Genomic DNA, 26,195 nt, shown 5'->3' on the forward strand with positions numbered 1-26,195 from the left:
AGCTTAGTCAAGAAAAGAGAAAACATTTGAGATTATGGATAAATTTTTGCGCCAAAGACTTATAAGAAAAAATAATTAATCATAGTGTTAGCGAATGTTGATCCTGTCCGGAGATTGTTCGACCGCGACGGGTAAAATCGGATGCATCAACAGGGAGGTGTACTGCTTATGATAAGCCAAATCGATCTGATTCTGTCATTGCTGCAACAAACATGCGTCTATCTGGTCATTGCCTATCTATTGAGCAAAACTCCGCTGTTTATTCCGCTGACGCAGGTCACCATCCGCCTGCCGCATAAACTGATCTGCTACCTGACCTTCTCGATGTTCTGCATCCTCGGCACCTATTTTGGCCTGCATATCGACGATTCCATCGCCAATACCCGCGCCATCGGCGCGCTGCTGGGCGGCGTACTGGGCGGGCCGTCGGTGGGGGTGCTGGTCGGGCTGACCGGCGGTTTGCATCGCTATTCCCTCGGCGGCATGACCGCGCTGGCCTGTATGGTTTCCACTATCGCGGAAGGGCTGGCCGGCGGCCTGCTGCACCGCTACCTGACCCGCCGCCATCGCGTCGATCTGCTGTTCCAGCCGCTGGTCATCGCCGCCGCCACCCTGCTGGTGGAAGTGTTGCAGATGAGCATCATCCTGCTGTTGTCGCGGCCATTCGGCGACGCGCTGACGCTGGTCAAAAGCATCGCGCTGCCGATGATCATCACCAACAGCGTCGGAGCGGCGATGTTCATGCGCATCCTGCTGGACCGGCGGGCGATGTTCGAGAAATACACGTCGGCGTTTTCCGCCCGGGCGTTGCAGATTGCCGCCCGCGCCGAAGGGGCGCTGCGGGAAGGATTTAATCCGAGAACCAGTATGCGGGTGGCGCGCATCCTGTATGAAGAGTTGGGCGTCGGCGCGGTCGCCATCACCGATCGGGAAAAATTGCTGGCGTTCGTCGGTACCGGCGACGATCACCACACGGCCGGCTCGCTGATCACCTCGCCGTTCACCCATCAGGCCATCGACCACAATCAGGTGGTGTACGCCGACGGCAACGAAGCGCCCTTCAACTGTTCCATCTCGCCGCACTGTAAGCTTGGGTCCACGCTGGTGATCCCGCTGCGCGGCGAAGAACAGCGGGTGATCGGCACCATCAAGCTGTATGAACCGAAAAACAAGCTGTTCTCCAGCATCAACCGGACGCTGGGAGAAGGCATCGGTCACCTGCTGTCGGCCCAGATTTTCGCCGGCCGTTTTGAGCAACAGAAACAATTGCTGGCGCAGTCCGAAATCAAGCTGTTGCACGCTCAGGTCAACCCGCACTTCCTGTTCAACGCCCTCAATACCCTGTCGGCGATTATTCGCCGCAACCCGGATCAGGCGCGTCAGTTGGTGCTGTCGCTATCCACCTTCTTTCGCAAAAACCTCAAGCGCAGCAGTGACGAAGTGGCTCTCAGCGATGAGCTGGAGCATGTCGACGCCTACCTTGAAATCGAAAAGGCGCGTTTCGCCAATCTGCTGACGGTGGACATTGCCATTCCGCCGTCGCTCAGGGCCGCCAGGCTACCGGCCTTTTCCCTGCAACCTCTGGTGGAAAACGCCATCAAGCACGGCATTTCCCAAATGCTGGACAACGGCCATTTGCGCATTGACGCCCGCACCCACGCCAACATGCTGGAGCTGACGGTGGAGGACAACGCCGGGACTTATCACCCGCGCAACGGCGGCGACGGGCTGGGCATGAATCTGGTGGACCGGCGCATCAAGGCGCGTTACGGCCATCACTACGGCATCACCGTCACCAGCGAGCCGGAACATTTTACCCGCGTGCGGGTACGAGTGCCGCTGCGGGTGGGATAAATTCGCGGCCGAAACCGCTCATTATTTACTACACCTGTTCAGGCGTTTCAGTATGCCAATAATAAAAAACGGCTTCCCTTGTGGGGAAGCCGCTCTCAGGCAGACCTGGGTATCACATCAACTTAACTGCTCCGGCTAACGCCATCTTCGCTATCGTAAGCGATGATTACCCGGGGAATTACAGCCCTACAACGTTTTCAGCGGAAGGACCTTTCGGGCCGTTGCCGATAACGAATTCAACTTTCTGGCCTTCGTACAGAGTTTTGAAGCTATCGCTCTGAATGGCGGAGAAGTGAACGAACACGTCTTTGCTGCCGTCAGCCGGAGTGATGAAGCCAAAACCTTTAGTTTCGTTAAACCATTTTACTGAACCAGTCATTTTATTAGACATTATATTACCTCGTAATTTTTTCCAGCCCGTTAGAGGGCAATATAGGTCTGCATTGCAGGAAATACTTATGAGCAAGAAAAAAAGAGATTCAGGGGAAGTGATATCGAGGATAACGCTTGGACTGAGGACTGCTTTAGTAAAATGCTTTGCATAAATAGGTCTGACTAACAAACCGTGACACCATTAACGCATTCATCCGGAACGAATGCAAGCGTTATGTATTATCGCGAGATGTAAATATTTTATATTTATTATAATTCATGAAGTTAATGAATCCCGATAGGTTATTTCTTCGACACCACCGGTTTCAAGGCAGAGGCTGAAGCGCAGGATATTTTGCCAACGCCACGCCACAACCTGCGGCTCCCCCCCACCAGACCGCTGATTATTTGTGCTTTACCGGTTCCGCGCCATTGGCGGCATGATCCATCGGGATCAGGTTCAATCGGCCGTGACGCACGCCGGTCTGGGCGATGACCGACGCGGCGAACTGTTCCACCCGCTCGGTCGGCCCGCGCAGAATCACGGTTTCCACGCACTCATCATGGCTCAGATGGGTATGCATGGTGGACACGGTGAGGTGATGATGCTCATGCTGCATGCCGGCCAGCCGGCTCGACAGTTGGCGTTCGTGATGGTCGTATACATAGCTCAGCACCGCCACGCATTCCGCGTTTTTATCCTGTGCCACCGTCATTTCGCCCAGCTCACGCCGCAGCATATCGCGAAACGCTTCCGACCGGTTGGCATAGCCTTTACGCAGCATCAACGCGTCCAGCGCCTCGGCCAGCGGGTCATCCAGAGAAATCGTCAGTCGTTGCATGTCGGCCTCACAGAAAAGCGAAAAGAATCCCCGGCGACGGCGCCGCTCGGGTCGCCCCATTATGCCGCGCGCCGCAACGGCTATCGTGACGCAGCGCAATATGGCGCGTGAATCAGTAGGACGCAACGGGCGAGATTTGTGGGAAAAGCGACAAAAAGGCGAGGCACGCCGTGATGGCGCGCCTCGTATAGCAATGATTACAGCAGGATGCGCAGCATGCGGCGCAGCGGTTCGGCAGCGCCCCACAGCAGTTGGTCGCCGACGGTGAAGGCGGACAGGTACTGCGGGCCCATGTTCAGTTTGCGCAGACGGCCCACCGGCGTGGACAGCGTACCGGTCACGGCGGCCGGGGTCAGTTCGCGCATGGTGATCTCGCGGTCGTTCGGCACCACTTTCACCCAGTCATTATGGGTTGCCAGCATCTGCTCGATTTCCGGAATCGACACATCTTTCTTCAGTTTCAGCGTGAAAGCCTGGCTGTGGCAGCGCAACGCGCCGATACGCACGCACAGACCGTCCACCGGAATAGTGCTGGCGGTGTTCAGAATCTTGTTGGTTTCCGCCTGACCTTTCCACTCTTCGCGGCTTTGGCCGTTTTCCAGCTGTTTGTCGATCCACGGAATCAGGCTGCCGGCCAGCGGCACGCCGAAGTTTTCCACATCCAGACCGCCGCGCGACAGCGCCGTCACTTTGCGCTCGATATCCAGAATGGCGGAGGCCGGGTCGCGCAGTTCAGCAGCCACTTCGGCGTTCAGTTGGCCCATCTGCACCAGCAGTTCGCGCATGTTGCGCGCGCCCGCGCCGGACGCTGCCTGATAAGTGGCGACAGACGCCCACTCCACCAGATCGTTGGCGAACAGGCCGCCCAGCGACATCAGCATCAGGCTGACGGTACAGTTGCCGCCGACGAAGGTTTTGATGCCTTTATCCAGACCGGACTTGATCACGCCGTGGTTAACCGGGTCCAGGATAATAATCGCGTCATCTTTCATTCGCAGAGACGATGCTGCGTCGATCCAGTATCCTTGCCAGCCACTTTCACGCAGCTTTGGATAGATTTCGTTGGTATAATCGCCGCCCTGACAGGTGATGATGATATCCAGCGCGCGCAGCGCTTCCAGATTGTAGGCATCCTGCAGGACACCCTGCTGGCCGCCCAGCGCCGGCGCCGGTTGGCCGTGCTGAGACGTAGAGAAGAATACCGGGCGGATTAAATCAAAGTCGCGTTCTTCCACCATGCGCTGCATGAGTACCGAACCGACCATACCGCGCCAGCCAATAAAACCAACATTTTTCATGGTAACCGTCCTGCCTGGGGGTGACAAAAAGCAATCCGACTGCCGTTTCAGGCAGGGAGCATAAGTTTAAAGTGATGACTGTCAACCTTACAAAATGTATCAGAAGTCGCAAGTGAATTTATTCGATGACTCAGGCGTTTTCAGCAACACGCCTAATGTGTCTGGCAAAAGGCTGGGGATGAGAGGAGCTTACCGCCACCATGACTGAAATGATCTCGGCAACCGTACTGTTGTTGTTAATTATGGATCCGCTCGGCAATCTGCCGGTGTTCATGTCCGTATTGAAGCACCTGGATCCCAAACGGCGGCGCGTGGTGCTGATTAGGGAAATGATCATCGCGCTGGGGGTGATGCTGGTATTCCTGTTCGCCGGCGAGAAGATTCTGGCGATATTGAACCTGCGCACGGAAACCGTCTCCATTTCCGGCGGTATCGTGCTGTTTTTGATCGCCATCCGCATGATTTTCCCGACGCAGGAAGGCTTTACCAGCGGTCTGCCCGCCGGCGACGAACCGTTTCTGGTGCCGCTGGCTATCCCGATGGTGGCCGGGCCGTCGATTCTGGCCGCGCTGATGCTGCTCTCGCACCAGTACCCGAATCAAATGCCGCACCTGACGCTGGCGCTGTTCATCGCCTGGGGTATCACGGTTGTCGTGCTGCTGCTGTCGAACCTGTTCCTGCGCCTGTTGGGCGACAAGGGCGTCAACGCGCTGGAACGGTTGATGGGATTGGTGCTGGTCATGCTTTCCACCCAAATGTTTCTTGATGGCATTCGGGCCTATCTGAAACTGTAACCGCAGACGCTCTCAGTCTCCCTGCCGAAGCGGAGACTGAGAGCAAACCGCTACATCCAACCTACGTTCATCACACCACGTAACTCAGCAGCAGGGTGCCGACCAAACCGCACACCGCGATGATGGTTTCCAGCGCCGACCACGACTTCAGCGTTTCCGGAATGCTCAGGTTGAAATACTCTTTGAACAGCCAGAAGCCGGGGTCGTTAACGTGGGAGAAAATTACGCTGCCGGAACCGACCGCGATCACCATCAGCTCCGGGCTAACGCCGCTGGTGGCAATAATCGGCGCCACAATCCCGCCTGCGGTCAGCGCGGCCACCGTAGCGGACCCCAGCGCCAGACGCAGCACGGCGGCGATAAGCCAACCCAGCAGCAACGGCGACACGCTGCTACCGTTCATCATCCCGGCGATGTATTTGTCTACGCCGCTGTCGACCAGCACCTGTTTAAACGCACCGCCGCCGCCGAGGATCAGCAGCATCATGGCGATGATTTTAATCGAGTCGGTAATGGTGCCCATCACCTCATCCATGCTGCGGCCACGGTTCAGGCCGAAGGTGAAAATAGCGATCAGCACCGCAATCAGGGTCGCCATCACCGGGTCGCCGAAGAACTCGGCATACGGTAACAACGCGTGTCCCTTCGGCAATACCATTTCCGCCACGGCGCGCAGCGCCATCAGAATCACCGGCACCAGCGCGGTCATCACGCTGACGACAAAGCTCGGCATCTCCTGCTCGGTGAACTGCTTCGGGTTATACAGCCCTTCCGGAATCGGCTTGTCGATTTTCTTCAGGAAGCGGGCGTAAACCGGGCCGGCCAGAATCACCGTCGGGATCCCCAACAGCGTACCGTACAGCAGGGTTTTGCCCATGTCGGCGTGGAACAACGAGGCAATGGCGGTCGGCCCCGGATGCGGCGGCAGGAAGCCGTGGGTGACGGACAACGCCGCCGCCATCGGCACGCCGGCATACAGCAGCGGAATACGGGCCGACGCCACGATGCTGAACACCAGCGGCAACAGCAGCACGAAACCCACTTCGTAGAACAGCGCGAAGCCGACGGTAAAACCGGTCAGCACAATCGCCCACTGAATATGTTTGCGACCGAAGCGATTAATCAGCGTGGTGGCGATACGCTGCGCGCCGCCGCAGTCCGCCAGCAGTTTCCCCAACATGGCGCCAAAGCCCATGATCAAGGCCAGCGTGCCCAGCGTGCCGCCCACCCCGTTCTTGATGGACGTCATCACCTTCTGCACCGGCATTCCCTGCATGATGCCCACGGCCAGGGCAACCAGAATCAGTGCAATAAAGCCGTTCAGTTTAAAGCGGATCATCAGCACCAGCAGCAGTGCGACACCCACAGCGACAATCACGAGTGGCATAACGATCTCCGGCAACCCCTGCCTGCGCGAGTCGGGCAACGACAGGGGGGATTTTCTTGTGTTTTGCGAATTCTCCCGGTGTTTCGGGCGTGCCTTCGCTACAGTAGAGTCAGGCGTTCGGGTAGCGCTTAACCCGTGTGATGTACATCACAACGCACGATGTTACCGGTATCATGATACCGGTAACATGTTAAAGTCTGAAACCGGTACGAAGCATTTAATTTACAGTTTGGGATAGAGATCAAATTATGTCAGGACAAAGTATTATTCTGATGGGGGTTTCCGGCAGCGGGAAATCCAGCGTGGGCGCCCGGCTGGCACGGGAAATCAACGCCAAATTCATCGACGGCGACGATCTGCATCCCAGAGCCAACATCCAGAAAATGGCCAGCGGTCAGCCGCTCAACGACGACGACCGCGCCCCCTGGCTGGAGCGCCTGAACGACGCCGCCTACAGCCTGCTGCATAAAAATGAAACCGGCATTATCGTCTGTTCCGCGCTGAAAAAGCGCTACCGTGACCGGCTGCGCGAAGGCAACGACGGCATGGTGTTCCTGTACCTGAAAGGCAGCTTCGAGGTGATTCTGCAGCGTCATCAGGCGCGCGCCGGGCATTTTATGCCGACCGGATTGCTGCAAAGCCAGTTTGATGCGCTGGAAGAACCGGGTGAAACGGAAACCGATGTCATCACCGTCGATATCAACGGCCCGATGGATCAGGTGGTGGAGCGGTGCGCCGCGGCGTTACGCGCGCACCCATCACGCTGAAAGCGCCGGCCTAGACGCTCTCTCCCACCTGCAGGGTAAAGCCGACGTCTACGCTGGCCGTCGGCAACGTTTCCCCATGCAGACGCGCCAGCAGCTGCGCGGCGCCGACTTCGCCAATGCGCTTACGCGGCGTCAATACGCTGGTCAGCCGCGGTACTGTGGTCTGGCCGATATCGTGACCGTGGAAACCGGCGATGCCCATCTGTTCGGGAACGCTCACCCCCTGCCGCTGGCACTCGAACATGGCACCGATAGCCAGGTCATCGTTGGTGCAGAACAGGCTGTCCACCTGCGGGTATTCCGCCTGCGCCCGGCGCAATAGCTCTCCGCCCAGCGTATAGGACGACGGGCTTTCGCTCATCACGCTGTAGCTGGCAAGGCCGGCTTCGGCCATCGCCTGCGCGTAACCTTGCTGTTTCATCAGCGTGCGTTCGTCCTGACGCGCGCCGAGATACACCACATGGCGGCGACCGCGCGCGATCATGTAGCGCGTCATCTGGCGCGCGGCGTCCACATTATCGAACCCCACCGCCATATCGAGACAGGGCGACACGGAATCCATCAACTCCACCACCGGGATCCCGGCCACGGCGATCATCTGACGGGTGCGGGCGGTATGATTGCGCTCGGCGAGGATCAGTCCGTCAATGTTGTAGGCCAGCAATGACATCAAACGTCGCTCTTCCATTTCCGGCTGATAACCGTAATGCGCCAGCATGGTTTGATATCCCTGCGCTTCCGCCACTTTTTCGATGCCGCGCAACACCTCGGCGAACACCTGGTTGGTAAGCGACGGCAACAGCACGCCGATCGCCCGGCTGGTGGAATTGGCGAGAATATGCGGCGTTCGGTTGGGAATGTACCCCAGTTCATCCAGTACGGCGGCGATTTTGCCTCTCAGCGCCGCGGACACCTGCTCGGGGTTGCGCAAATAGCGGCTGACCGTCATTTTGGTCACCCCGACCCGGTCGGCGACATCCTGAAGTCCCGGCCTTTTTTTCTTTATCATCCGTTGACATCCCCGTGGCTGAAAACGCCGATTGTACTAGAGAAATGGTTAGCAGAATATGTACTTGAACACAGGTCATAAAATCAGGCATGGTGAAGTCGTGCAAATAATACCCATTATATTATTTTGATTTTTATTGTTTGCTGGTTATTAATTATAACCAACAACGAATGAGTATATATCGCCAATAAATGACGATTTTTATATTAATAAAAATCCGACAATAAATGATTTTTTATTATAAATAGCATCGCGCATTAATGTTACATTCCAGCTTACGCCACAAAAACAAGCCGGTGGAAATGTTCCATAATTTCATGCAGAGACAGGCTATTTCAGCGCCACGCCTTCGGAATGACGGACTGAAACAGAGTGCTACACTCGCCTTCTGCGATAAAAGGTCTACCGTATTATTTCATTTATGAATATATACCCTAAATAATTCGAGTTGCAGGTAGACGTTGTTGCACAGCGCAAACGCCTGGCGAACAGGAGCAAAGAATATGAATAGTATTCCTACATTTGGATCGTACACGGTGGCAGACCCACAGTCAGGACAGAGTTGGCGGGTAACGCACAGCACGGCGGAACAACAAGTCGATAATAGCGGGGCTGTCGCGGACGAAGTAAAAATTGAACGTCAGGATGTCAATATCAGCGCAGAAGCCCTCAGTAAATATCAGACATATATTGAAGCGCGAAAATCGGGTGACGCTACCTCTAATCAGGTGACTATCTCGGAAGGCATCGCGCTTCAGGTTCCCGATGCGCTCAGCGAAGAAGAGTATGCCAAGTTGATGACGCCGACTGATACCTGGGCCGAGCGGATGAAAACCGTGGACCAGGCGACACTCAACCTGCGTTCGGCGTCTGCTCAGATTGAGCCGACTTATATGTCTTTTCTGGAACAACTCGGCAAAGATAACCCGGATTTAAAGGGAGCGACTTTCGGTTTCAGCGTGAGTAAGTACAACAGGCTCGTAGTGACCGGAGCACAAGGGCTGAACCAGGAACAGATTCAGCGGCTGGAACAGGCGCTGAATTCATCCCGTGAGCTGGTGGATCAGGCGAATAAACTGGCCGATGCCCAAATCGCGCTCTTCGAGGCTGAAAGTCCTAACGCCATTATCTCCTTTAACCGGGACAACTACGCCCAAACCATTGATATCGGAACAGAACTCCTGACCAGAAATCGTGCCCGCTACGCCCCTCGTGACGGCTCGGCGAATGATGTCCATCAGAAAAACTGGGACAACAACTGGCGGCAACAGTTGGCGCGTAAGGGAGTACCGATTAATTAACTATCAGCAGTATAAGGCCGGGCAGCCTCAACCCCAGGCGGTTTGGTCGCGGAGGCTGGGCCTCCGCTGTACTACCGTGAACTGGGGGCAAACGAGGCGATCCGGCATGGGATCGCCTTGGTAAACGCCGCCGCCGTCATTTTACCGGCGGCAGGTCAAACAGCAGGATTTCGCTGTCTTCGCTGGCGCGCACGGTGATGGAATCCTCATCCCAGATAGCCAGCGCGTCGCTGGCGTTGGCCTGCTGACCGTTGATCTCAATAGCGCCGCGCACCACCTGAATCCACAGCTGACGCCCCTGCTGGGCCTGATAGCTCGACGCTTCCTGCGATTTCAGCGCCCAGCGCCACAGCGTCATGTCCTGAAACACCTTCAACGACCCGTCGCGGGCATCCGGCGACAACACCAGTTGGCGGCCCTGCCGCGCATCAAAACGGCGCTGCTCGTAACGCGGCGTCAGGCCGGTTTTTTCCGGGATCACCCAGATCTGGTACAGGTGCAGCAATTTGTCCTGACTGGCGTTGTACTCCGAGTGACGGATCCCGGTGCCGGCGCTCATGATCTGAAACTCGCCCGCCGGGATCTGCTCTTTGTTGCCCATGCTGTCCTGATGTTCCACCGTGCCTTCCAGCACATAGGTGAGAATTTCCATATCCCGGTGCGGGTGGGTTCCAAAACCCTGGCCGCCCTCGATACGGTCTTCATTGATCACCCGCAGCGCGGAAAAGCCCATGAAATCAGGGTCGTAGTAATCAGCGAATGAAAAAGTATGCCAGCTGTCGAGCCAGCCGTGATTGGCATGACCGCGATCTTGTGCTTTGCGTAAATAAATCATGTGACGTTCCTCCAACGTTTTTTTTCAGTCTAGCGGCCGCCGGAGAATAAGAAAGCCGAAAAAACTCACCGCTCTATTCAAAAAATTTCCGGGAGAAATTTTTAACGTCGTGCAACGACAAACAAATTGGAAACCAGACTCCTAAAAATTCAGGATAAAAAAAAGCCAGCACCCGAGCTGGCTAAGTAATACTGGAAGCAATGTGAGCAATGTCGTGCCTTCACAGCAAAACCGCGATGAGTCACAAGGATGGATTCATTAGGCTTTCCCGGAACGCATGGCAATAATAATCATTATCATTTGCATCTGTAAAGCGTTTTTTTGTTCAACTAAAAGAAAAATCATGCCTGAGAAGGCCAGCCCGCCTGACATTCCAGTCATTTCGCTACAGGCATACAAGATTATTTTTTCAGAATCAAATGGTTAACATTTAACCATGTGTAATGCGCGGGAATAGAAAAACGGCCGCCCTCTCCTGGAAAAACAGCGAGGGCGGCCCCACTAAAACCATTTACGCCGGCAGCGCTTTAGCCAGTAGGCTGAAGGGATGTTCGCAGGGTTTGCCGGTGGACATTTCAATCTGCCATTTGCAGGTTTCGCAATCCGTGATCACCAGATCGGCGCCGCTCGCGTCAATCTGCCGGAACAACGGCGCGCCAATCCCCTGCGCGGTATCGTAGTTTTCCTTCTTGAAACCATAGGTCCCGGCGATGCCGCAACACTGGGAATCCAGCACCTGCAACTCCAGCCCTGGAATCCGCCGCAGCAGTTCGAGGGTATACGCGGTCCATCCCATACGCTCCAGATGGCAAGGGGTGTGATACACCACCCGCAGCGGCAAAGGCTGCAACGGCAGCGTCCGGCCTTGCTCCAGCAAGCGATAAAGGTGACGCGTCGCCAGTTCGATGCCGTCGCGCACATGCTGGTTGTCCAGCCCCAGCAGATGGGGATATTCATCGCGCAGCGTAAAAGTGCAACTGGACGAGGTGGCGATGACCGGCAGCCCCCGGCTGTTGATGGCGTCATCCAGCGAAGCCAGGTTGAAACGCGCCTGCTTGCGCGCCTTGTCGAGAAAACGGTTGGCGATCAGCGCCACGCCGCAGCACTTCTCTTTGGTCAGCAGCTGCACCCCGACCCCCATCGCGTTAAACACACGAATCAGATCGCGCCCCAGCTGCGGGTGGTTGTAGTTGACGTAGCAGCCGTGAAAATAGGCGACCTGTTCGGCAAATTGCAACTGATGCGCCGCCTGCTGGCGATACCAGCTGCGGAAAGTGCCGTGGGAATAGCGCGGCAACTGGCGGCGATGGTCGATTTTCAACGCCTTATCCAGCAGTTGGCGCATCGGTTTTAACCCGGTGAGGGTGTTCACCAGCGGCGCAAACGGCGTGGCGACGGTACCCATCAGATCCGTGTGGCTGAGAATGGCGTCGCGCAGCGTCGGGCGATGCTGGCTATGGCTGGCTTTGGCGCGCTGGATGATGTCGCCGATGTGCACATCCGACGGGCAGGCTACCTCGCACCGCTTGCAGTTGGTGCAATATTTCAGCGCTTCATCAAACAACGCCGGGTCTTTACGCCGTAGCCGTTCGCCATCCGGCCCAGCCTGCTTCGGCCCCGGATAGAGCGGATTGACGCGCGCCACCGGGCAGGCGGTGGTGCAGACGGTGCATTTGATGCAGTTTTCGAAACTGGTGTCAGACCGGCTCATCACAGGCTCTCCCTTACGATCATTTCAGCGGCGTACAACGCGGTCAACAGCGACACCCCGCCGCCGCACCCCTGACGCAACGGGTCATACCCGCGTAATACCGAACCAATCGCGTACAAACGGGGCTGGACACGGCCGCTAATAGCCGGGTGCAGGCATTCATCCACCATTACGCCGAATTGCAGGTACGGCTGAGCGGCGAACAGATTTGGCCGACTCCAGTCTTCATGCGTGGGCAGGAAATCCACGTCCAGCCCGAACACCGGCTCCACCACCCGATCGCGCTCGGCCACCAGACCGTTGCTGAAAAAACTGCCGCTCGCCAGCACCACATGACCGGCTCGCAGCGGTATTTCGCCGTGGCTGCGGGTATACAGCGCCACGCCGTCTTCTTGCGGCTGCGCCGACAACACCCGGTCCCCCGGCATCACGGTGCCGCCAATCTGACGAAAGCGGCCCAGCAGCGCCTGATGCAACTGCATGCCCGGCAACGACGGCGGCAGCGTCGCCAGCAGTCCCACCGGTTTACCCAGCGCGGCATTTAGCCGCGCCTGCGCGTCCGGCCCGATACAAGCGGGTAGTATCACCGCGTCATTGCCGTTCGATCGCGTCAGCAGTTCCTCCGCCAGCGCCGCCACGCCCGTCGGGGTATCCAGCACCCGGGCAAGATTCAGCGAGCGAAACTCGCTGGGGTTTTGCCGCAACGCATCCAGCAACGGCAAGTGCAGATCGTCGGCGCGGGCGGCAATCCCCTGCGCTTGCAGTTCCCCGGCCACCAGCCGGGATTGAAAATCCATAAAGCCGTCGATACCGGCGACCAGCGGCTGACGCCACGCCGGCGACCCCGGCAGGCCGCGCGTTACGCTATCCGACGGGCTCAGCCAGCACGGATGCCACTTGCCCAACGGCGTAAGACGCTGATGATTGCCCCCGCTTTCCCCTCGCAGCCACAACCCGCAGCGCGCCAGCAACGCTTCGGCGTCCGACGCCAGTTGGTTTACGCGCGCCTTACCCATCAGGGTATAAGGATGATGCGGCGCCTGCGCCGCCAGCGCATCCAGCGCCGCTAACGGCTGGTCGACCGCCGTGCCGTCCGGCAGCGTCGCCAGCAGATCCAGCGCGCCGGACGCAAAGGTCAGCGCGCTTTGCCCGACGCTGACCACGGCGCAGCGTTTACCCTGCTCCTGCAGGCGAATGCCGCAGGCTAACCCGGCCAGCCCGCCGCCAATTATCACCACGTCATAACGCATCGCTGTTCTCCTGCTCCCGGCTTTCGGTCAGCCCGCACAGCCCCTGATAAATCCAGCTGGTAAATTCGCTTTCCCGCAGCGTGTGCCCCCACGCGATGGGGCGCATGCCTTTCCAGCGCTCGTTGAGAAACTGGCTCAGTTGCGACACCGCCTGATGCGGCGTGGACTGTCCCAGCCGGCACAACAGACCGGCCGCGCGACAGGCGCACAGTTCCCCCTGACAGGTGCCCATGCCGACGCGGGTACGGCGGCGCAGGTCAGTCAGGTTGTTGACCTGCAGCGACTCCACCGCATAACGCACCTCGCCCGCCGTCACCGCTTCACATTCGCACACCAGACTGCTGTCCACCCGCTGGCCGGACACCAGCGGCGCGGCGCGATGCCCGTGGCGATAAATCGCAGAACCGCGCAACGGCGCCGACAGCGCCGATGCGGCCTGCGGCGTGTCCGGATTCGGCGTTTCCGACCCCGGCAACGGCCGTGACGCGGTGGCGCATTCGGCCCGGTGGCCGAGCTTTTCGCATACTTTGTCCGTCACCCATTCCGCCATCAGCCGGTAGGTCATCAGCTTGCCGCCGGTGATGGTGACAAACCCTTCCAGCCCGTCCCGGCTGGCGTGGTCCAGCAGCACAATGCCGCGGCTGACGCTGCGCCCGGACGGGTCGTTGTCGCTCGCCACCAGCGGCCGCACCCCGGCGTAGGCACGCAGAATGCGGGTTTGCGCCAGTTGCGGCGCCAGCAGACTGCCTTCGCGGATCAGGGTATCGACTTCCGCCGGGGTAACGGTCATGTGGTCGATTTGGTCATAGTCGATGCGGGTCGAGGTGGTGCCAATCAGCGAAATGGTGTCGCCCGGCACCAGAATGTCGGCGTCCGCCGGTTTACGGCAGCGGTTGATCACCCGGTTGTTGATGCGGTGCCCCAGAATCAGCAGCGCGCCCTTGGCTGGAAACATGCGCACAGTCAGATCGGCGTACTCAGCGATGCGCTGCCCCCAGATGCCGCCCGCGTTCACCACCACTTGCGCATAAATTTCACTGGCGACATGGCGTTTGTGGTCGAAAACGCGCACGCCGGTGACACGATCGCCCTGACGAATCAACCCGATCACTTCGTGGTAGGTCAGCACTTCCGCGCCATGTTCGCAGGCGTCGATCATATTGGCGGCGGTCAGCCGGAACGGATCCACGGTACCGTCCGGCACCCTCACTGCGCCGATCAAGGCTGGATTGGCGGCCGGTTCCAGTCGCAGCGCCTCCTGCGGATCGATCGCCTGCGCCGGGATCCCCGCCTGTCGGCAGGCGGCGACAAACCGCGCCTGATAGTCGAGGTCATCCTGCGGTAGCGTCAGAAACAGGCCGTCGGTCGGCTCAATACAGTGGCGGGCGATGCGCCGCAGAATCTGGTTTTCTTCAATGCATTCGCGAGCGGACTCCGCATCGGTGACCGCATAGCGCGCCCCGCTGTGCAACAACCCATGATTACGACCGGTGGCGCCGGTGGCGATGTCGTGCCGTTCCAGCAGCAGGCACCGCAAACCGCGCAACGCGCAGTCGCGGGCGGTCCCCGCGCCGGTGGCGCCGCCGCCGATAATCACCACATCCGTTTCACGTCGCAAACCGTTGTTCGCCATTACCGTCCCACCTCAATCCGGATCATGTCTGTATGTAGTGGGACACAAACCGCCGCCACAATGATTGATAAAGAACAAAAACACTCAAAAAACGAAAATTAAACGATGATGAGACGACAAATATGTGATTCAAATCACTCAGAAATGAAAAATGGTTATTTCATTTGTGTTACTCACAGCTCAAAATGACCCACCTCGTCATAAAAGTGTAACAATTGCGCGTTTACTCACACTGAACATCACGCGTATTCGCTACGCTGGCGAGCGTTATAGAACATAACTATCGGGGATCGTTTATTTATGCTGAGTATTTTCAAGCCTGCGGCACATCGTCCGCGCGTAGAGGAACATCGGGTGGATCCGCTCTACCGTCGTCTGCGCTGGCAAATTTTTCTGGGGATCTTTTTCGGCTACGCCGCCTACTATCTGGTCAGAAAGAACTTCGCGCTGGCGATGCCTTATCTGGTCGAGCAGGGGTTCTCAAAGGGTGATCTGGGTTTCGCGCTGTCCGGCATTTCCATCGCCTACGGGTTTTCCAAATTCATCATGGGTTCGGTATCCGACCGCTCCAACCCGCGCGTCTTCCTGCCCGCCGGCCTGATTCTGGCGGCGGCGGTGATGCTGTTTATGGGCTTCGTGCCGTGGGCGACTTCCAGCATCATGGTGATGTTCGTGTTGCTGTTCGTCTGCGGCTGGTTTCAGGGCATGGGCTGGCCGCCGTGCGGCCGTACCATGGTGCACTGGTGGTCGCAGAAAGAACGCGGCGGCATCGTTTCCGTCTGGAACTGCGCCCACAACGTGGGCGGCGGCATCCCGCCGCTGCTGTTCCTGCTGGGGATGGCCTGGTTCAATGACTGGAAAGCCGCGCTCTATATGCCGGCGTTCGCCGCCATTCTGGTGGCGCTGTTCGCCTTCGCCATGATGCGCGACACGCCGCAGTCCTGCGGTCTGCCGCCGATCGAAGAATACAAAAACGATTATCCGGTAGATTACAGCGAGAAAGACGAACAGGAGCTGACCGCCAAAGAAATCTTCATGCAGTACGTGTTCCCCAACAAACTGTTGTGGTACATCGCCTTTGCCAACGTGTTCGTCTACCTGCTGCGTTACGGCATTCTCGACTGGTCGCCGACCTATCTCAAAGAGGTGAAGCACTTTGCGCTGGATAAGTCTTCGCTGGCCTATTTCCTGTATGAATACGCCGGTATTCCAGGCACGCTGCTGTGCGGCTGGATGTCCGACAAGGTGTTCAAGGGCAACCGCGGCGCCACCGGCGTGTTCTTCATGAGTCTGGTGACCATCGCCACTATCGTGTACTGGCTGAATCCGGCGGGCAATCCCGGCGTGGACATGCTCTGCATGATCGTCATCGGCTTCCTGATCTACGGCCCGGTGATGTTGATCGGCCTGCATGCGCTGGAACTGGCGCCGAAGAAAGCCGCCGGCACCGCCGCCGGCTTCACCGGCCTGTTCGGTTACCTGGGCGGTTCGGTGGCAGCCAGCGCCATCGTCGGCTACACCGTAGACTTCTTCGGCTGGAACGGCGGCTTCCTGGTGATGATCGGCGGCAGCGTACTGGCGGTACTGTTGTTGATCCTGACCATGATCAACGAGAAGAAACACAAGCAAGAACTGGCGCAACGCGCCTGATTCTGTCATCCAGCCGTGGTTTACTGACGACGGTAACCATGCGCTTTATCCCCGCCGGACCATGCCGGGCCGGCGGGGAGTTATCAACGCCATTTTCAACACATCGACTCACACAGCTTTTCTTTCTCCCACTGAAAAAGGACGCTGACATGAATCCTCTGTTCAAGCCTTTACTGGCCGGCATGACGCTGGCGATGTCCCTCTCCGTGCTGGCGCAGACCGGCGATAAAATCGTGATTGCCCACCGGGGCGCCAGCGGCTACCTGCCGGAACATACCCTGCCCGCCAAGGCGATGGCGTACGCGCAGGGCGCGGACTATCTGGAGCAGGATCTGGTCATGACCAGGGACAACGCGCTGGTGGTGCTGCACGATCACTACCTTGACCGCGTCACCGACGTCGCCGAGCGTTTCCCCGGCCGGGCGCGGGCTGACGGCCGTTACTACGCCATCGATTTTACGCTGGCGGAAATCCGTTCGCTTAAATTCACCGAAGGGTTTGACCTGAAAGACGGCAAGCCGGTGCAGAGCTACCCGAATCGCTTCCCGATGGGCAAATCGGACTTTCGCATTCACACCTTTCAGGATGAAATCGAATTCATTCAGGGGCTGAACCACTCGACCGGCAAAAACATCGGCATCTACCCGGAAATCAAAGCGCCGTGGTTCCACCGTCAGGAGGGCAAAGATATATCCCGCGTGGTGCTGGAGGTGCTCAAACAGTACGGTTACAGCCAAAAAAGCGACCGGGTTTACCTGCAATGCTTTGACGCCAACGAGCTGCAACGCATCAAAACCGAACTGGAACCGGCGCTGGGGATGGACCTGAAACTGGTGCAACTGATCGCCGAAACCCGCTGGCAGGAAACCCAGCAGCAACAACCCGACGGCCGCTGGGTCAACTATGACTACGACTGGATGCTCAAACCGGGCGCGATGCAGAAAATCGCCCGCTACGCCGACGGCGTCGGCCCCGACTATCACATGCTGCTCAGCGGCGACGCGGGCAAGGTCGCCGTCAGTCCGCTGGTGAAAGAGGCGCACGCCAGCGGCATAGTGGTGCACCCCTACACGGTGCGGGCTGACCGGTTGCCGAAGTACGTCGCCGACGTGAACGCGCTCTATGCGCTGCTCTACCGTCAGGCCGATGTCGACGGCCTGTTCACCGACTTCCCCGACAAAGCCGTGTCGTTCCTGCATTCACCGCAGGATTCCCGGCCGTCTCAGAGATAAAGACGACGCAGGTATTTTGGCACCGCCTGATCGATGTTGGTGCCAATCACCTCGTTGTTCGGCAGCATATCCTTCAGTCGCTGGTGGGCATTGCTCATGATGCAGCCTTTGCCCGCCATCGACAGCATTTCATAGTCGTTCATGCCGTCGCCGAAGGCGATGCAGTCTTTGATGGTATGACCGAGGATTTTGGCGACCTGCTCCAGCGCATGACCTTTGGATACGCCGCCCGCCATCACTTCCAGACAGCTCAGGGTGGAGAAGCTGACGTTCACCCGGTCGCCCCAGCGCGCGTTGAGCGCTTCTTCCAGCGGCAGCAGCTTGTCGTGATCTTCACAGGTGAAAAACACTTTGCCGACGCCGTCCGTACCCAGCGTTTCCGGGTCGAACAGTTTGTAGCGGAACACCGTCTCGGTAAAAAAGCGCTCTTCTTCAGGGCGGGAGCGGCACAGGAACCACTCATCGCCGCGATAAACGTGGGTCAGAATTTCCGGATGGTGATACACCATGCCGAACAGATCGTGGGCGATGTCGCGGTCCAGATTGTGACTGAAAATCAGCTCGCCGTCGGTGTTATGCACCCGCGCGCCGTTAGACGTAATCATGTAGGCGCTGATCGCCAGATTATCGCGGATCTGCGCCACATCCATATGGTGACGCCCGGTGGCGAAAACAAAATGGACGCCCTGTTCCGTCATCAGACGCAGGGTTTCTTTGGCATAGGGTGACAGGGTGTGATCGGGTGACAGCAGGGTGCCATCCAAATCGGAAGCAACAATCGGGTACATACGTTGAAATCCAACCTCCGCTGGTGCCGGGCGGCCTGGCCGCACAGACGTATTAATGATAATCGTTGAAGTGTCGCAAAATCCGCCCGAAGGCCTCGGCCCGCATCGCATCCTTTTCCGACAGAATGTCGTGGCGGGCGCCGCGAATGACATAAGGATGACCATCCGCACACGGGTGGGCTGTCGCCAGCGCCTGACAAAAAGCGTCCTGACAGCCATTGTCCACCACCCGCTCCTCTTCTGCCTGCAACAGCAGCAGCGGCGTCGTGATCGCCGGCGCCTGTTGCAGCAGTTGTGTTTCCACCTGCAGCGCCTCCCGCACCCAGTGATAGGTCGGGCCGCCGATGCGCAAATCCGGGTCGTCGGCATAAAAACGCACGTGGCGACGATAACGCGCATGGCTGTGGGTCAGCACATTGACCATAAACGGCAACGGACGCCACTGGCTGGTGCCGATGGCGTAATAGTCCCGTATCGCCGGGTAACGCTCGGCCCAGTCCAGAATACGCCAGGCCAGCCAGCGCGGCATCGGCAGCAGAATGCCGCACATCGGCGCACAGAGCGCGACCGCATCGAACGTCTGCGGCTGGCGCGCCAGAAACTGCGCCAGAATCGCGCCGCCCATCGAATGGGCCAGCGCGAACCGTTTGGTATACTGTCCCGGCGCCACCTGTTGTTGCCATAGCGTCGCCACGTCGTCCACATAATCGCAAAAGCGGCGCACATGCCCCCGATGGCTATCTTTCAGCAACCGGCCGGAGCGCCCTTGTCCACGGTGGTCCATCATCAGCACATCGTAACCGCACTGAAACAGGTCGTAGGCCGCCTCGGCATATTTTACGTAGCTGTCAGTGCGGCCGGGCAACACCACCACCAGATGCGAGTGCGACAGTGAGCTAAAACGCACGAAACGAATCGGCACGTCATCCACGCCGATGAACATCCCTTCCTGACGCTGTCGCCAGAAATCCAGCAACGGCCCGGTAGCGAATGCGGCGTACTGCCATTCCCTTGTCAGCAGGCACTCCGGATAAGGATTCATCAGGCTCTCCCGAGGTAAATCATGCCGAACGGATTGATTTTTGTGAGCTATGGCACAAAGACGGGCATTGGCGTATTGTGGCATAAAAAACCGCAATCAGGGAGCATTCAGCCATGACCCAGGACTGGTGGTTAACCTACCTCGTCACCACATTGATTCTAAGCCTGTCGCCCGGTTCCGGCGCCATCAATACCATGAGCACCAGCATCAGCCACGGTTACCGCGGCGCGATAGCGTCCATCGCCGGGCTGCAACTGGGCCTGGCTATTCATATCGTACTGGTGGGGATCGGTCTGGGGGCGTTGTTATCTCAGTCGGTGCTGGCGTTTGATTTGCTGAAATGGTTCGGCGCCGCTTACCTGATCTGGCTTGGCATCCAGCAATGGCGTAGCGCCGGTTCGCTGGACCTGCAAACGCTGGCTAACAGTATGCCGCGTCGTCGTTTGTTCAAACGGGCGATTCTGGTCAATCTAACCAACCCGAAAAGCATCGTGTTTCTGGCCGCGCTGTTCCCGCAGTTTATTATCCCGCATCAGCCCCAGGCGATGCAGTATCTGGTGCTGGGCGTCACCACCGTCGTGATCGACATCATCGTGATGATTGGCTACGCCACGCTGGCGCGGCGCATCGCGCTGTGGCTGAAAGGTCCGCGCCAGCTCAAACAGCTGAACCGGACCTTCGGCTCGCTGTTCATGCTGGTCGGCGCGCTGCTGGCGACGGCCCGCAAAGCCTGAATCTGAGGATGTTACCGCTCACGGCAGGTACGGCGAGCGGTACAGATGGATTTTTTCGACAGCACTCTTACCACCTACCTCCCCGCCGGAATAGTTCACCGCAGTGACTCCCCGCCGGCCACTGACCGTTGCCAGAGCGGATGTGCGCGCAGAACATTCAGCGCCTTGCCGGCCAGAACGATGATGACGGCGCCCATCAACACCGGCGCCAGCAAGAACGACCAGCTCTGTCCTGTCAGCATAATCAGCAGCGGATTCGCGCCCGCGGGCGGATGCGTCGTTCCCGTCAGCAGCATAGCGCTAACCGCCAACCCGGTCGCCAGTGCCAGCGTCAGCGGGCTGACGCCCGTCCATTGCGCAAAGCAGACGCCAATCAACGCCGTAATAAAATGCCCCATAATCACATTTTTGGGCTTCGCCAGCGGACTGGCCGGCACCCCGAATACCAGCACCGCCGTCGCGCCGAAAGGCGCCATCAGCAATACCCAGCCTGACTGCAGCGTATCCACATACGACAGCAGACCAATGGTCAGCGCTGCGCCGACACCCGATACCACCGGGAAAATCAGTTTTTTTATCATGACTTACTCCTGGACTCTAAAAGTAGACAACTTGGTCTACTTTTAGAGTAGACAGATTGGTCTACCTTTGTCAATATATCGTCAGGAGGCCAGCTATGAACGACAAACGACAGCAACTGATCACTACAGCCCTGGCATTGTTCAATCAGAAAGGCATTAATTCGGTCGGTATCAACGAAGTGCTTGAGGTTTCAGGGATCGCTAAAAAGACCCTTTATCACCATTTCCCCGGCAAAAACGAGCTGGTACTCGCGACGCTGGCGTACCGGGATCAGATCTTCATGAGCTGGTTATCTTCGGCGCTGGCGCAGGCCGCGACGCCGAATGACGTTGTGCAACGTCTGTTTCATGCGCTGACCGACTGGTTCAGGGGAGAGGTTAAGGAACTGAGCGCATTTCATGGGTGCTTTTTTATCAATACGGCGGCGGAAATCCGCGATCCTTCCAGCCCGATCGCGCAATATTGCCGTGAGCACAAGCAGAAAGTGCGCCGGTTGCTGCAACAGCATTTACCCACGGCGAGTGAAGCCTTTATTGACCTGCTGTGTTTGCTGAAAGAAGGGGCTATCGTGGCGGCTTTTGTCGGTCAGGACCCTGATGCCGCTGAAAAATGCATTCCACTGGCGGAACACGGGTTAACGACGGCGACCTGACAGGCGCGGTTGACGCACTATCTTGCTTGCTGACCTTGCCGACTCCAGCGGCTGCCGGAGCGCAACACTCCCGGCGACCCGGCCGGGAGTCAGCACCGCGAACGCCTGCCAGTGGTAAAAAGGCAGGTGGAATTTAACGCGAGATAATCAGGTGGATGCCGAACCCGGTGAACAACACGCCAGCCAGGCCGTCCACCCATTTCGCCAGCCGCTGATAACCGCGGCGCATCACCGGCAACGCGAACACCAGCGCCACCAGGCTGAACCACAGCAACGTTTCCAGCGAAATCAGGGCAAACAGTCCCCAGCGCGCCGCCGCGCCCACATCGTCACCGACAAACAGCGAGAACACGCTGCCGAAATAGATCAACGCCTTGGGGTTGGACAGGTTAGTCAGAAAACCACGCATGAAGGTTTTGCCCCGCTGCGGCAATGCCACCATCACGTCGCCTTCCTGCTGTTCACGCTTACGCAAAGCCGAACGCAGCATCTGCCAGCCCATCCAGCACAGATACAGGCCGCCGCCGATCATGACCAGACGGTGCAGCCACGCCATACGCTCCAGCAGCAGATGCAGCCCCATCAGCGCGATAGCGGCCCATACCAGCACGCCCAGCGTAATCCCCAGGACGCCCATCAGCGCTTCACGACGGGAACGGCTGACCGCCGTCTGGGAGACGAAAAAGAAATCCGGCCCCGGACTCATCAACGCAATCAGGTGTACCAGCGCTACCGTGAGAAACAACATCAACATATTCATTCCTTTTTTTACATGCCAGAACAGGCGAAGACCCGGCCAGCAGACTGAGCACGTCTCAATCGTCGCCGTTATCCAAATGATCGCGGATCAACGTCATAAAGGGGGCGCCAAATCGCTCCAGTTTCCGCTGGCCGACGCCATTGACCGCCAGCAGCTCGCTGGCGGTGACCGGCAACAGTTCGGCCATTTCCAGCAGCGTGGCGTCGCTGAACACCACGTACGGCGGAATATTGTCTTCGTCAGCGATGGATTTACGCAGTTTGCGCAGTTTGGCGAACAGTTTGCGGTCGTAATTGCCGCCGTAGGTTTTCTGGCTGGCGCGCGGCTTGCTCAGGCTGATGACGCGCGGCACCGCCAGTTGCAGCGGCACTTCGCCGCGCAGCACCGGCCGTGCCGACTCGGTCAGTTGCAACGCGGAATGGTGGGCGATGTTCTGCGCCAGCAACCCCAGGTGGATCAACTGACGCAGGATGCTGACCCACTGCTCCTGCGTTTTATCCTTACCCAGGCCGTACACCGGCAGTTTGTCGTGACCGAATTCGCGAATGCGCTGGTTATTGGCGCCGCGCAGCACTTCGGCGATGTAACCGATGCCGAACCGCTGCCCGACGCGGTAGACGCAGGACAGCGCTTTCTGCGCGTCCACCAGCCCGTCGTAGCGTCGGGGCGGATCGAGACAAACATCGCAGTTGCCGCACGCTTGCTGACGGTTTTCGCCAAAGTAGTTGAGCAGCACCAGACGGCGGCAGGTCTGCGCTTCGGCAAACGCCCCCATCGCATTCAGTTTGTGCCGCTCGATATCCAGCTGCATGCCGGCCGGTTTTTCTTCCAGACAGCGGCGCAGCCAGGCCATGTCCGCCGGGTCGTAGAACAGCGCCGCTTCGGCGGGCAGGCCGTCGCGCCCGGCGCGACCGGTTTCCTGATAGTAGGATTCGATATTACGCGGGATGTCGAAGTGCACCACGAAGCGTACGTTCGGTTTGTTGATACCCATGCCGAACGCCACCGTGGCGACCACCACCTGCAGGTCATCGCGCAGAAACGCCTCCTGCACCTGAGCGCGACGGTCGTTTTCCAGCCCGGCGTGATAAGCGCCGACGCTCAGCCCGCGGTTCTGCAACCGGGCACACAGGTCTTCCACCTTGGCCCGGCTGTTGCAATACACGATGCCGCTCTTGCCGCGCTGCCCTTGCACAAACAGCCACAGTTGATCGAGCGGTTTAAATTTTTCCACCAGCGTGTAGCGGATGTTGGGGCGGTCAAAGCTGCTGATATTGATCAGCGGGTCGCGCAAATCCAGCAGACGAGCGATATCCTGACGGGTGGTTTCATCGGCGGTGGCGGTCAGCGCCACAATCGGCAGAGCGGGAAACTGTTGTTTGATCTGCCCCAGCGCGCGGTATTCCGGGCGAAAATCGTGCCCCCACTGGGAAATGCAGTGCGCTTCGTCGATGGCGATGAGCGTCGTGTTCCAGTGCGTCAGTTGCTCCAGAAACCCGTCGGTGGTGAGACGTTCCGGCGCGATGTATAGCAGCTTCAGTTCGCCGCGGCGACAGGCGCTGAACACCTCCTGCTGCTGCTCACGGGTCTGGGTGGAATTGAGGCAAGCCGCCGCCACGCCATAAGCCTGCAACTGATCGACCTGATCCTTCATCAGGGAAATAAGCGGCGACACCACCAGCGTCAGCCCTTCCAGCACCAGCGCCGGAATCTGATAACACAGGGATTTGCCCCCGCCGGTCGGCATGATCACCAGGCAGTCACGCCCGCTGATGACGGCATTGATAATTGCCTGCTGACCCGGCCGGAATTGCTGGTAACCGAAGGTTTCTCGCAGCACCTGCATCGCCAGCGTTTCTTTATTCAATACTTCTGCCGTAGACACGCCTTCACCGCTTTCACGTTATTCACTGCCCTGAAAAAGTTATTCACCGCTTTTGAAAAAAGCAAACAGGCGCTATTTTCAGCGCCGCCCGCCAAAACTGCAACGTCTGTCGCCGGGTTTTCTGCGACGGCCCGCAGTCCTGCCGACCAGAGCTAGAACATGTCGTTGAGCGTCACGCCAATGCCGTAGCGGGTCTGGCGGTGATTGTAGTCAATCAGCGACTCGCCGTAACCGCTGAATACCTTGGTGTAAAAACGGACATGATCGCTGATCGGGTAACTCCATCCCAGCTCGCCGCCGCCGTAACCGGAATTCCAGTTATAACGTCCTTCGGCGCTGAAAATGCTGTCTCCCCAGTGGTAGCCGACCCGCACCCGATAGTGCCCCATATAGCGGGTAATATCCGGATTGTCGTCATCGCTGTCGCTCAGACGAACCCAGGGTTTCACTTCTACCTGCCAGTTGCCGTTCTGCGCCATCAGGCGGGCATAGACCCGGTTCCAGCTGCGCGAGGTCGGATCGGCGCGCCCGTTGGACTGGTGATTGAACCCCATCTCCACGTCGCGCAGCGTCCAGCCGGCAAAACGGTAATCCGTCGCCCAGCCAAGAAAGAGCTGCGGTTCGTAGTTGGTTTCACGAAACGGCGTAGACTCGCTCTTGTTGGACATCTGCCACCAGGAGCGCTGGGTATAAGACGCGCCCAACAGCGAATTTTCCCCGGCAATGCCGCGCCACAGCGGAAAACCGAGGCTTAGCTGAAAGTTCACTTCATCTTTACGGGCATCGTCGGCCCAGCTATAGCTCTGAATCGCCTGTTTATTGATGTTGCTGGTGTAGGTGTAAAGCAGGTAGTTGCTTTCATAAGGGTAGAGTATGAACGGCGTGTCATGTTTCTGCAGCAGCCCGGCGATAATACTGCCCGGTACGGCCGGAGCGTCATGGATTTCCTGAACGCGGGCTTCCTGAGCCTGGGCGGTCGCCGCCAGCATCAGCGCAACAGCCATCCCACCTGATTTATACATGCGCGTATTCTCCCAAAGGGTCAAGATAGTTATGTGAATTGGATAACGAACTGAAATGACGGCGGATAGTGTACACAGGTCACCCGCTTCGCGCAGTTTTCCTGTTGTTATATCGACCAGCGGTAGCAAGAAAGCATAACGGCGCCTAAAATAACAACTCATTAACCTATAAATACATAAAAATTAACCACCCCCCCCCCCTACAGGCGCGAAGAGAGGCTCACACATGCTTACTACACCGCTCACTCAAGACACGCTGCGTCAGCGCGTCAGCGATATTTTCATTTATCAGATGCCGTTCAATCAGGAGTTGGGACTCACGCTGGAGGCGTTCTCGCCGGATGCGGTCACGCTGAGTTTCCACCATCAGAACAAACTGGTGGGCAACGCGTTGCAGCAGATCCTGCACGGCGGCGTGATCGCCACCGGTCTGGACGTGGCTGCCGGGCTGGTGTGCGTGGGCAGCGCGCTGCTGCGCCATGACACATTGAGCGAGCAGGAGCTTCATCAGCGGCTGTCGCGTATGGGCACCATCGACCTGCGGGTGGATTATCTGCGCCCCGGCCGCGGCGAACGTTTTATCCTGACCAGCCAGCTGTTGCGCGGCGGCAATAAAATCGCCGTGGCGCGGGCTGAATTGCATAACGAAAAACAGTCGCATATCGCCAGCGCCATCGCCACCTACATCGTTGGCTAAAGGGAACACCGAACAGGGATTTATCGACACGCAGCGTCAAGACACCCGCGCCGTGGTCCGGTACACTGGATGCTCATCTGCGGTTTATCTGGTTTCTA

The 26,195-nt window shown here is 58.2% G+C and carries 24 protein-coding genes; 9 read left to right on the plus strand and 15 right to left on the minus strand.

Translation table 11 applies throughout. From position 1 onward, the window contains the following. Nucleotides 1-168 precede the first annotated feature (168 nt). The gene (locus tag CVE23_RS20720; RefSeq protein WP_038920466.1) at nucleotides 169-1,854 is read left to right on the plus strand and encodes a sensor histidine kinase; all 1,686 of its coding nucleotides are present in this window, start codon (nucleotides 169-171) and stop codon (nucleotides 1,852-1,854) included. A gap of 178 nt (nucleotides 1,855-2,032) precedes the next feature. Here CVE23_RS20720 and cspE read toward each other — a convergent pair whose 3' ends face one another. From cspE to asd, 3 genes are all read right to left on the minus strand, one after another. After that, complete coding sequence (gene cspE, locus CVE23_RS20725; RefSeq protein WP_013319797.1) at nucleotides 2,033-2,245, minus strand: transcription antiterminator/RNA stability regulator CspE; 213 nt, start codon at nucleotides 2,243-2,245, stop codon at nucleotides 2,033-2,035. 385 nt (nucleotides 2,246-2,630) lie between these two features. Further along, nucleotides 2,631-3,068, minus strand: coding sequence for a nickel-responsive transcriptional regulator NikR (gene nikR, locus CVE23_RS20730; RefSeq protein ID WP_049854246.1), 438 nt, complete (start codon nucleotides 3,066-3,068; stop codon nucleotides 2,631-2,633). Between the two features lie 197 nt (nucleotides 3,069-3,265). After that, a complete protein-coding gene (gene asd / locus CVE23_RS20735) occupies nucleotides 3,266-4,366 on the minus strand; it encodes an aspartate-semialdehyde dehydrogenase (protein ID WP_038664817.1) in 1,101 nt (366 codons plus the stop codon). Between the two features lie 200 nt (nucleotides 4,367-4,566). Between asd and CVE23_RS20740 the strand changes: the two genes are divergently transcribed. Continuing rightward, a complete protein-coding gene (locus CVE23_RS20740; protein ID WP_012768001.1) occupies nucleotides 4,567-5,160 on the plus strand; it encodes a YhgN family NAAT transporter in 594 nt (197 codons plus the stop codon). 70 nt (nucleotides 5,161-5,230) lie between these two features. Here CVE23_RS20740 and gntT read toward each other — a convergent pair whose 3' ends face one another. Beyond that, nucleotides 5,231-6,547: a gluconate transporter gene (gene gntT, locus CVE23_RS20745; RefSeq protein WP_038664809.1), complete on the minus strand. Its 1,317-nt coding sequence runs from the start codon at nucleotides 6,545-6,547 to the stop codon at nucleotides 5,231-5,233. 248 nt (nucleotides 6,548-6,795) lie between these two features. Here gntT and CVE23_RS20750 point away from each other — a divergent pair, with 248 nt between their 5' ends. Continuing rightward, nucleotides 6,796-7,314, plus strand: a complete 519-nt coding sequence (locus CVE23_RS20750; RefSeq protein WP_033569420.1) for a gluconokinase — start codon at nucleotides 6,796-6,798, stop codon at nucleotides 7,312-7,314. 10 nt (nucleotides 7,315-7,324) lie between these two features. Here the strand turns inward: CVE23_RS20750 and gntR are convergent, their stop codons facing one another. After that, complete coding sequence (gene gntR / locus CVE23_RS20755) at nucleotides 7,325-8,320, minus strand: gluconate operon transcriptional repressor GntR (RefSeq protein ID WP_038921150.1); 996 nt, start codon at nucleotides 8,318-8,320, stop codon at nucleotides 7,325-7,327. A gap of 506 nt (nucleotides 8,321-8,826) precedes the next feature. Between gntR and CVE23_RS20760 the strand changes: the two genes are divergently transcribed. Further along, entirely contained in the window at nucleotides 8,827-9,624 is a 798-nt protein-coding gene (locus tag CVE23_RS20760; RefSeq protein WP_100850256.1) for a hypothetical protein, read from the plus strand. Between the two features lie 136 nt (nucleotides 9,625-9,760). Here CVE23_RS20760 and CVE23_RS20765 read toward each other — a convergent pair whose 3' ends face one another. The 4 genes from CVE23_RS20765 to glpA all read right to left on the minus strand — a co-directional run bounded on the left by CVE23_RS20765 (nucleotide 9,761) and on the right by glpA (nucleotide 15,053). Continuing rightward, nucleotides 9,761-10,459, minus strand: a complete 699-nt coding sequence (locus tag CVE23_RS20765) for a pirin family protein (protein WP_100850257.1) — start codon at nucleotides 10,457-10,459, stop codon at nucleotides 9,761-9,763. Nucleotides 10,460-10,970: 511 nt separating this feature from the next. Beyond that, entirely contained in the window at nucleotides 10,971-12,170 is a 1,200-nt protein-coding gene (glpC, locus tag CVE23_RS20770; RefSeq protein WP_038920471.1) for an anaerobic glycerol-3-phosphate dehydrogenase subunit GlpC, read from the minus strand. Next, nucleotides 12,170-13,420 (minus strand): glycerol-3-phosphate dehydrogenase subunit GlpB, encoded by a 1,251-nt coding sequence (gene glpB, locus CVE23_RS20775; RefSeq protein ID WP_049854250.1) that lies wholly within the window; start codon nucleotides 13,418-13,420, stop codon nucleotides 12,170-12,172. The genes glpC and glpB overlap by 1 nt, the downstream gene beginning before the upstream one ends. Beyond that, the gene (gene glpA / locus CVE23_RS20780) at nucleotides 13,410-15,053 is read right to left on the minus strand and encodes an anaerobic glycerol-3-phosphate dehydrogenase subunit A (protein WP_038920473.1); all 1,644 of its coding nucleotides are present in this window, start codon (nucleotides 15,051-15,053) and stop codon (nucleotides 13,410-13,412) included. Before glpA ends, glpB begins: the two co-directional genes overlap by 11 nt. A gap of 300 nt (nucleotides 15,054-15,353) precedes the next feature. Here glpA and glpT point away from each other — a divergent pair, with 300 nt between their 5' ends. Continuing rightward, nucleotides 15,354-16,703, plus strand: a complete 1,350-nt coding sequence (glpT, locus tag CVE23_RS20785; protein ID WP_100850258.1) for a glycerol-3-phosphate transporter — start codon at nucleotides 15,354-15,356, stop codon at nucleotides 16,701-16,703. A 149-nt stretch (nucleotides 16,704-16,852) separates the two neighbouring features. After that, nucleotides 16,853-17,935 carry a glycerophosphodiester phosphodiesterase gene (glpQ, locus tag CVE23_RS20790; protein ID WP_100850259.1) on the plus strand — a complete coding sequence of 361 codons (1,083 nt, stop codon included), beginning with the start codon at nucleotides 16,853-16,855 and terminating at the stop codon, nucleotides 17,933-17,935. Here glpQ and yigL read toward each other — a convergent pair. Then, nucleotides 17,926-18,723 carry a sugar/pyridoxal phosphate phosphatase YigL gene (gene yigL, locus CVE23_RS20795; protein WP_038920476.1) on the minus strand — a complete coding sequence of 266 codons (798 nt, stop codon included), beginning with the start codon at nucleotides 18,721-18,723 and terminating at the stop codon, nucleotides 17,926-17,928. The two genes, glpQ and yigL, sit on opposite strands and share 10 nt — an antisense overlap. A gap of 52 nt (nucleotides 18,724-18,775) precedes the next feature. Beyond that, nucleotides 18,776-19,765, minus strand: coding sequence for a lysophospholipase L2 (gene pldB / locus CVE23_RS20800; protein WP_100850260.1), 990 nt, complete (start codon nucleotides 19,763-19,765; stop codon nucleotides 18,776-18,778). Nucleotides 19,766-19,878: 113 nt separating this feature from the next. Between pldB and rhtB the strand changes: the two genes are divergently transcribed. Next, nucleotides 19,879-20,499, plus strand: coding sequence for a homoserine/homoserine lactone efflux protein (gene rhtB / locus CVE23_RS20805; protein WP_100850261.1), 621 nt, complete (start codon nucleotides 19,879-19,881; stop codon nucleotides 20,497-20,499). 95 nt (nucleotides 20,500-20,594) lie between these two features. Here rhtB and CVE23_RS20810 read toward each other — a convergent pair whose 3' ends face one another. After that, nucleotides 20,595-21,080 (minus strand): HPP family protein, encoded by a 486-nt coding sequence (locus CVE23_RS20810; protein WP_100850262.1) that lies wholly within the window; start codon nucleotides 21,078-21,080, stop codon nucleotides 20,595-20,597. A gap of 95 nt (nucleotides 21,081-21,175) precedes the next feature. On the opposite strand from CVE23_RS20810, the gene CVE23_RS20815 reads away from it, so the two are divergent. Then, on the plus strand, nucleotides 21,176-21,733 hold the full coding sequence (locus tag CVE23_RS20815) for a TetR/AcrR family transcriptional regulator (protein WP_049854255.1): 558 nt from the start codon (nucleotides 21,176-21,178) through the stop codon (nucleotides 21,731-21,733). Nucleotides 21,734-21,866: 133 nt separating this feature from the next. Here the strand turns inward: CVE23_RS20815 and rhtC are convergent, their stop codons facing one another. The 3 genes from rhtC to pldA form a co-directional block, all read right to left on the minus strand. After that, nucleotides 21,867-22,487 (minus strand): threonine export protein RhtC, encoded by a 621-nt coding sequence (gene rhtC / locus CVE23_RS20820; RefSeq protein WP_038664766.1) that lies wholly within the window; start codon nucleotides 22,485-22,487, stop codon nucleotides 21,867-21,869. 61 nt (nucleotides 22,488-22,548) lie between these two features. Then, nucleotides 22,549-24,378 carry an ATP-dependent DNA helicase RecQ gene (recQ, locus tag CVE23_RS20825; protein ID WP_038664763.1) on the minus strand — a complete coding sequence of 610 codons (1,830 nt, stop codon included), beginning with the start codon at nucleotides 24,376-24,378 and terminating at the stop codon, nucleotides 22,549-22,551. A 152-nt stretch (nucleotides 24,379-24,530) separates the two neighbouring features. Then, on the minus strand, nucleotides 24,531-25,400 hold the full coding sequence (gene pldA, locus CVE23_RS20830) for a phospholipase A (RefSeq protein ID WP_049854256.1): 870 nt from the start codon (nucleotides 25,398-25,400) through the stop codon (nucleotides 24,531-24,533). Between the two features lie 226 nt (nucleotides 25,401-25,626). Here pldA and CVE23_RS20835 point away from each other — a divergent pair, with 226 nt between their 5' ends. Then, on the plus strand, nucleotides 25,627-26,097 hold the full coding sequence (locus CVE23_RS20835; RefSeq protein WP_100850263.1) for a thioesterase family protein: 471 nt from the start codon (nucleotides 25,627-25,629) through the stop codon (nucleotides 26,095-26,097). Nucleotides 26,098-26,195 lie beyond the last annotated feature (98 nt).

It is taken from the genome of Dickeya fangzhongdai (assembly GCF_002812485.1).
GTDB lineage: Bacteria > Pseudomonadota > Gammaproteobacteria > Enterobacterales > Enterobacteriaceae > Dickeya > Dickeya fangzhongdai.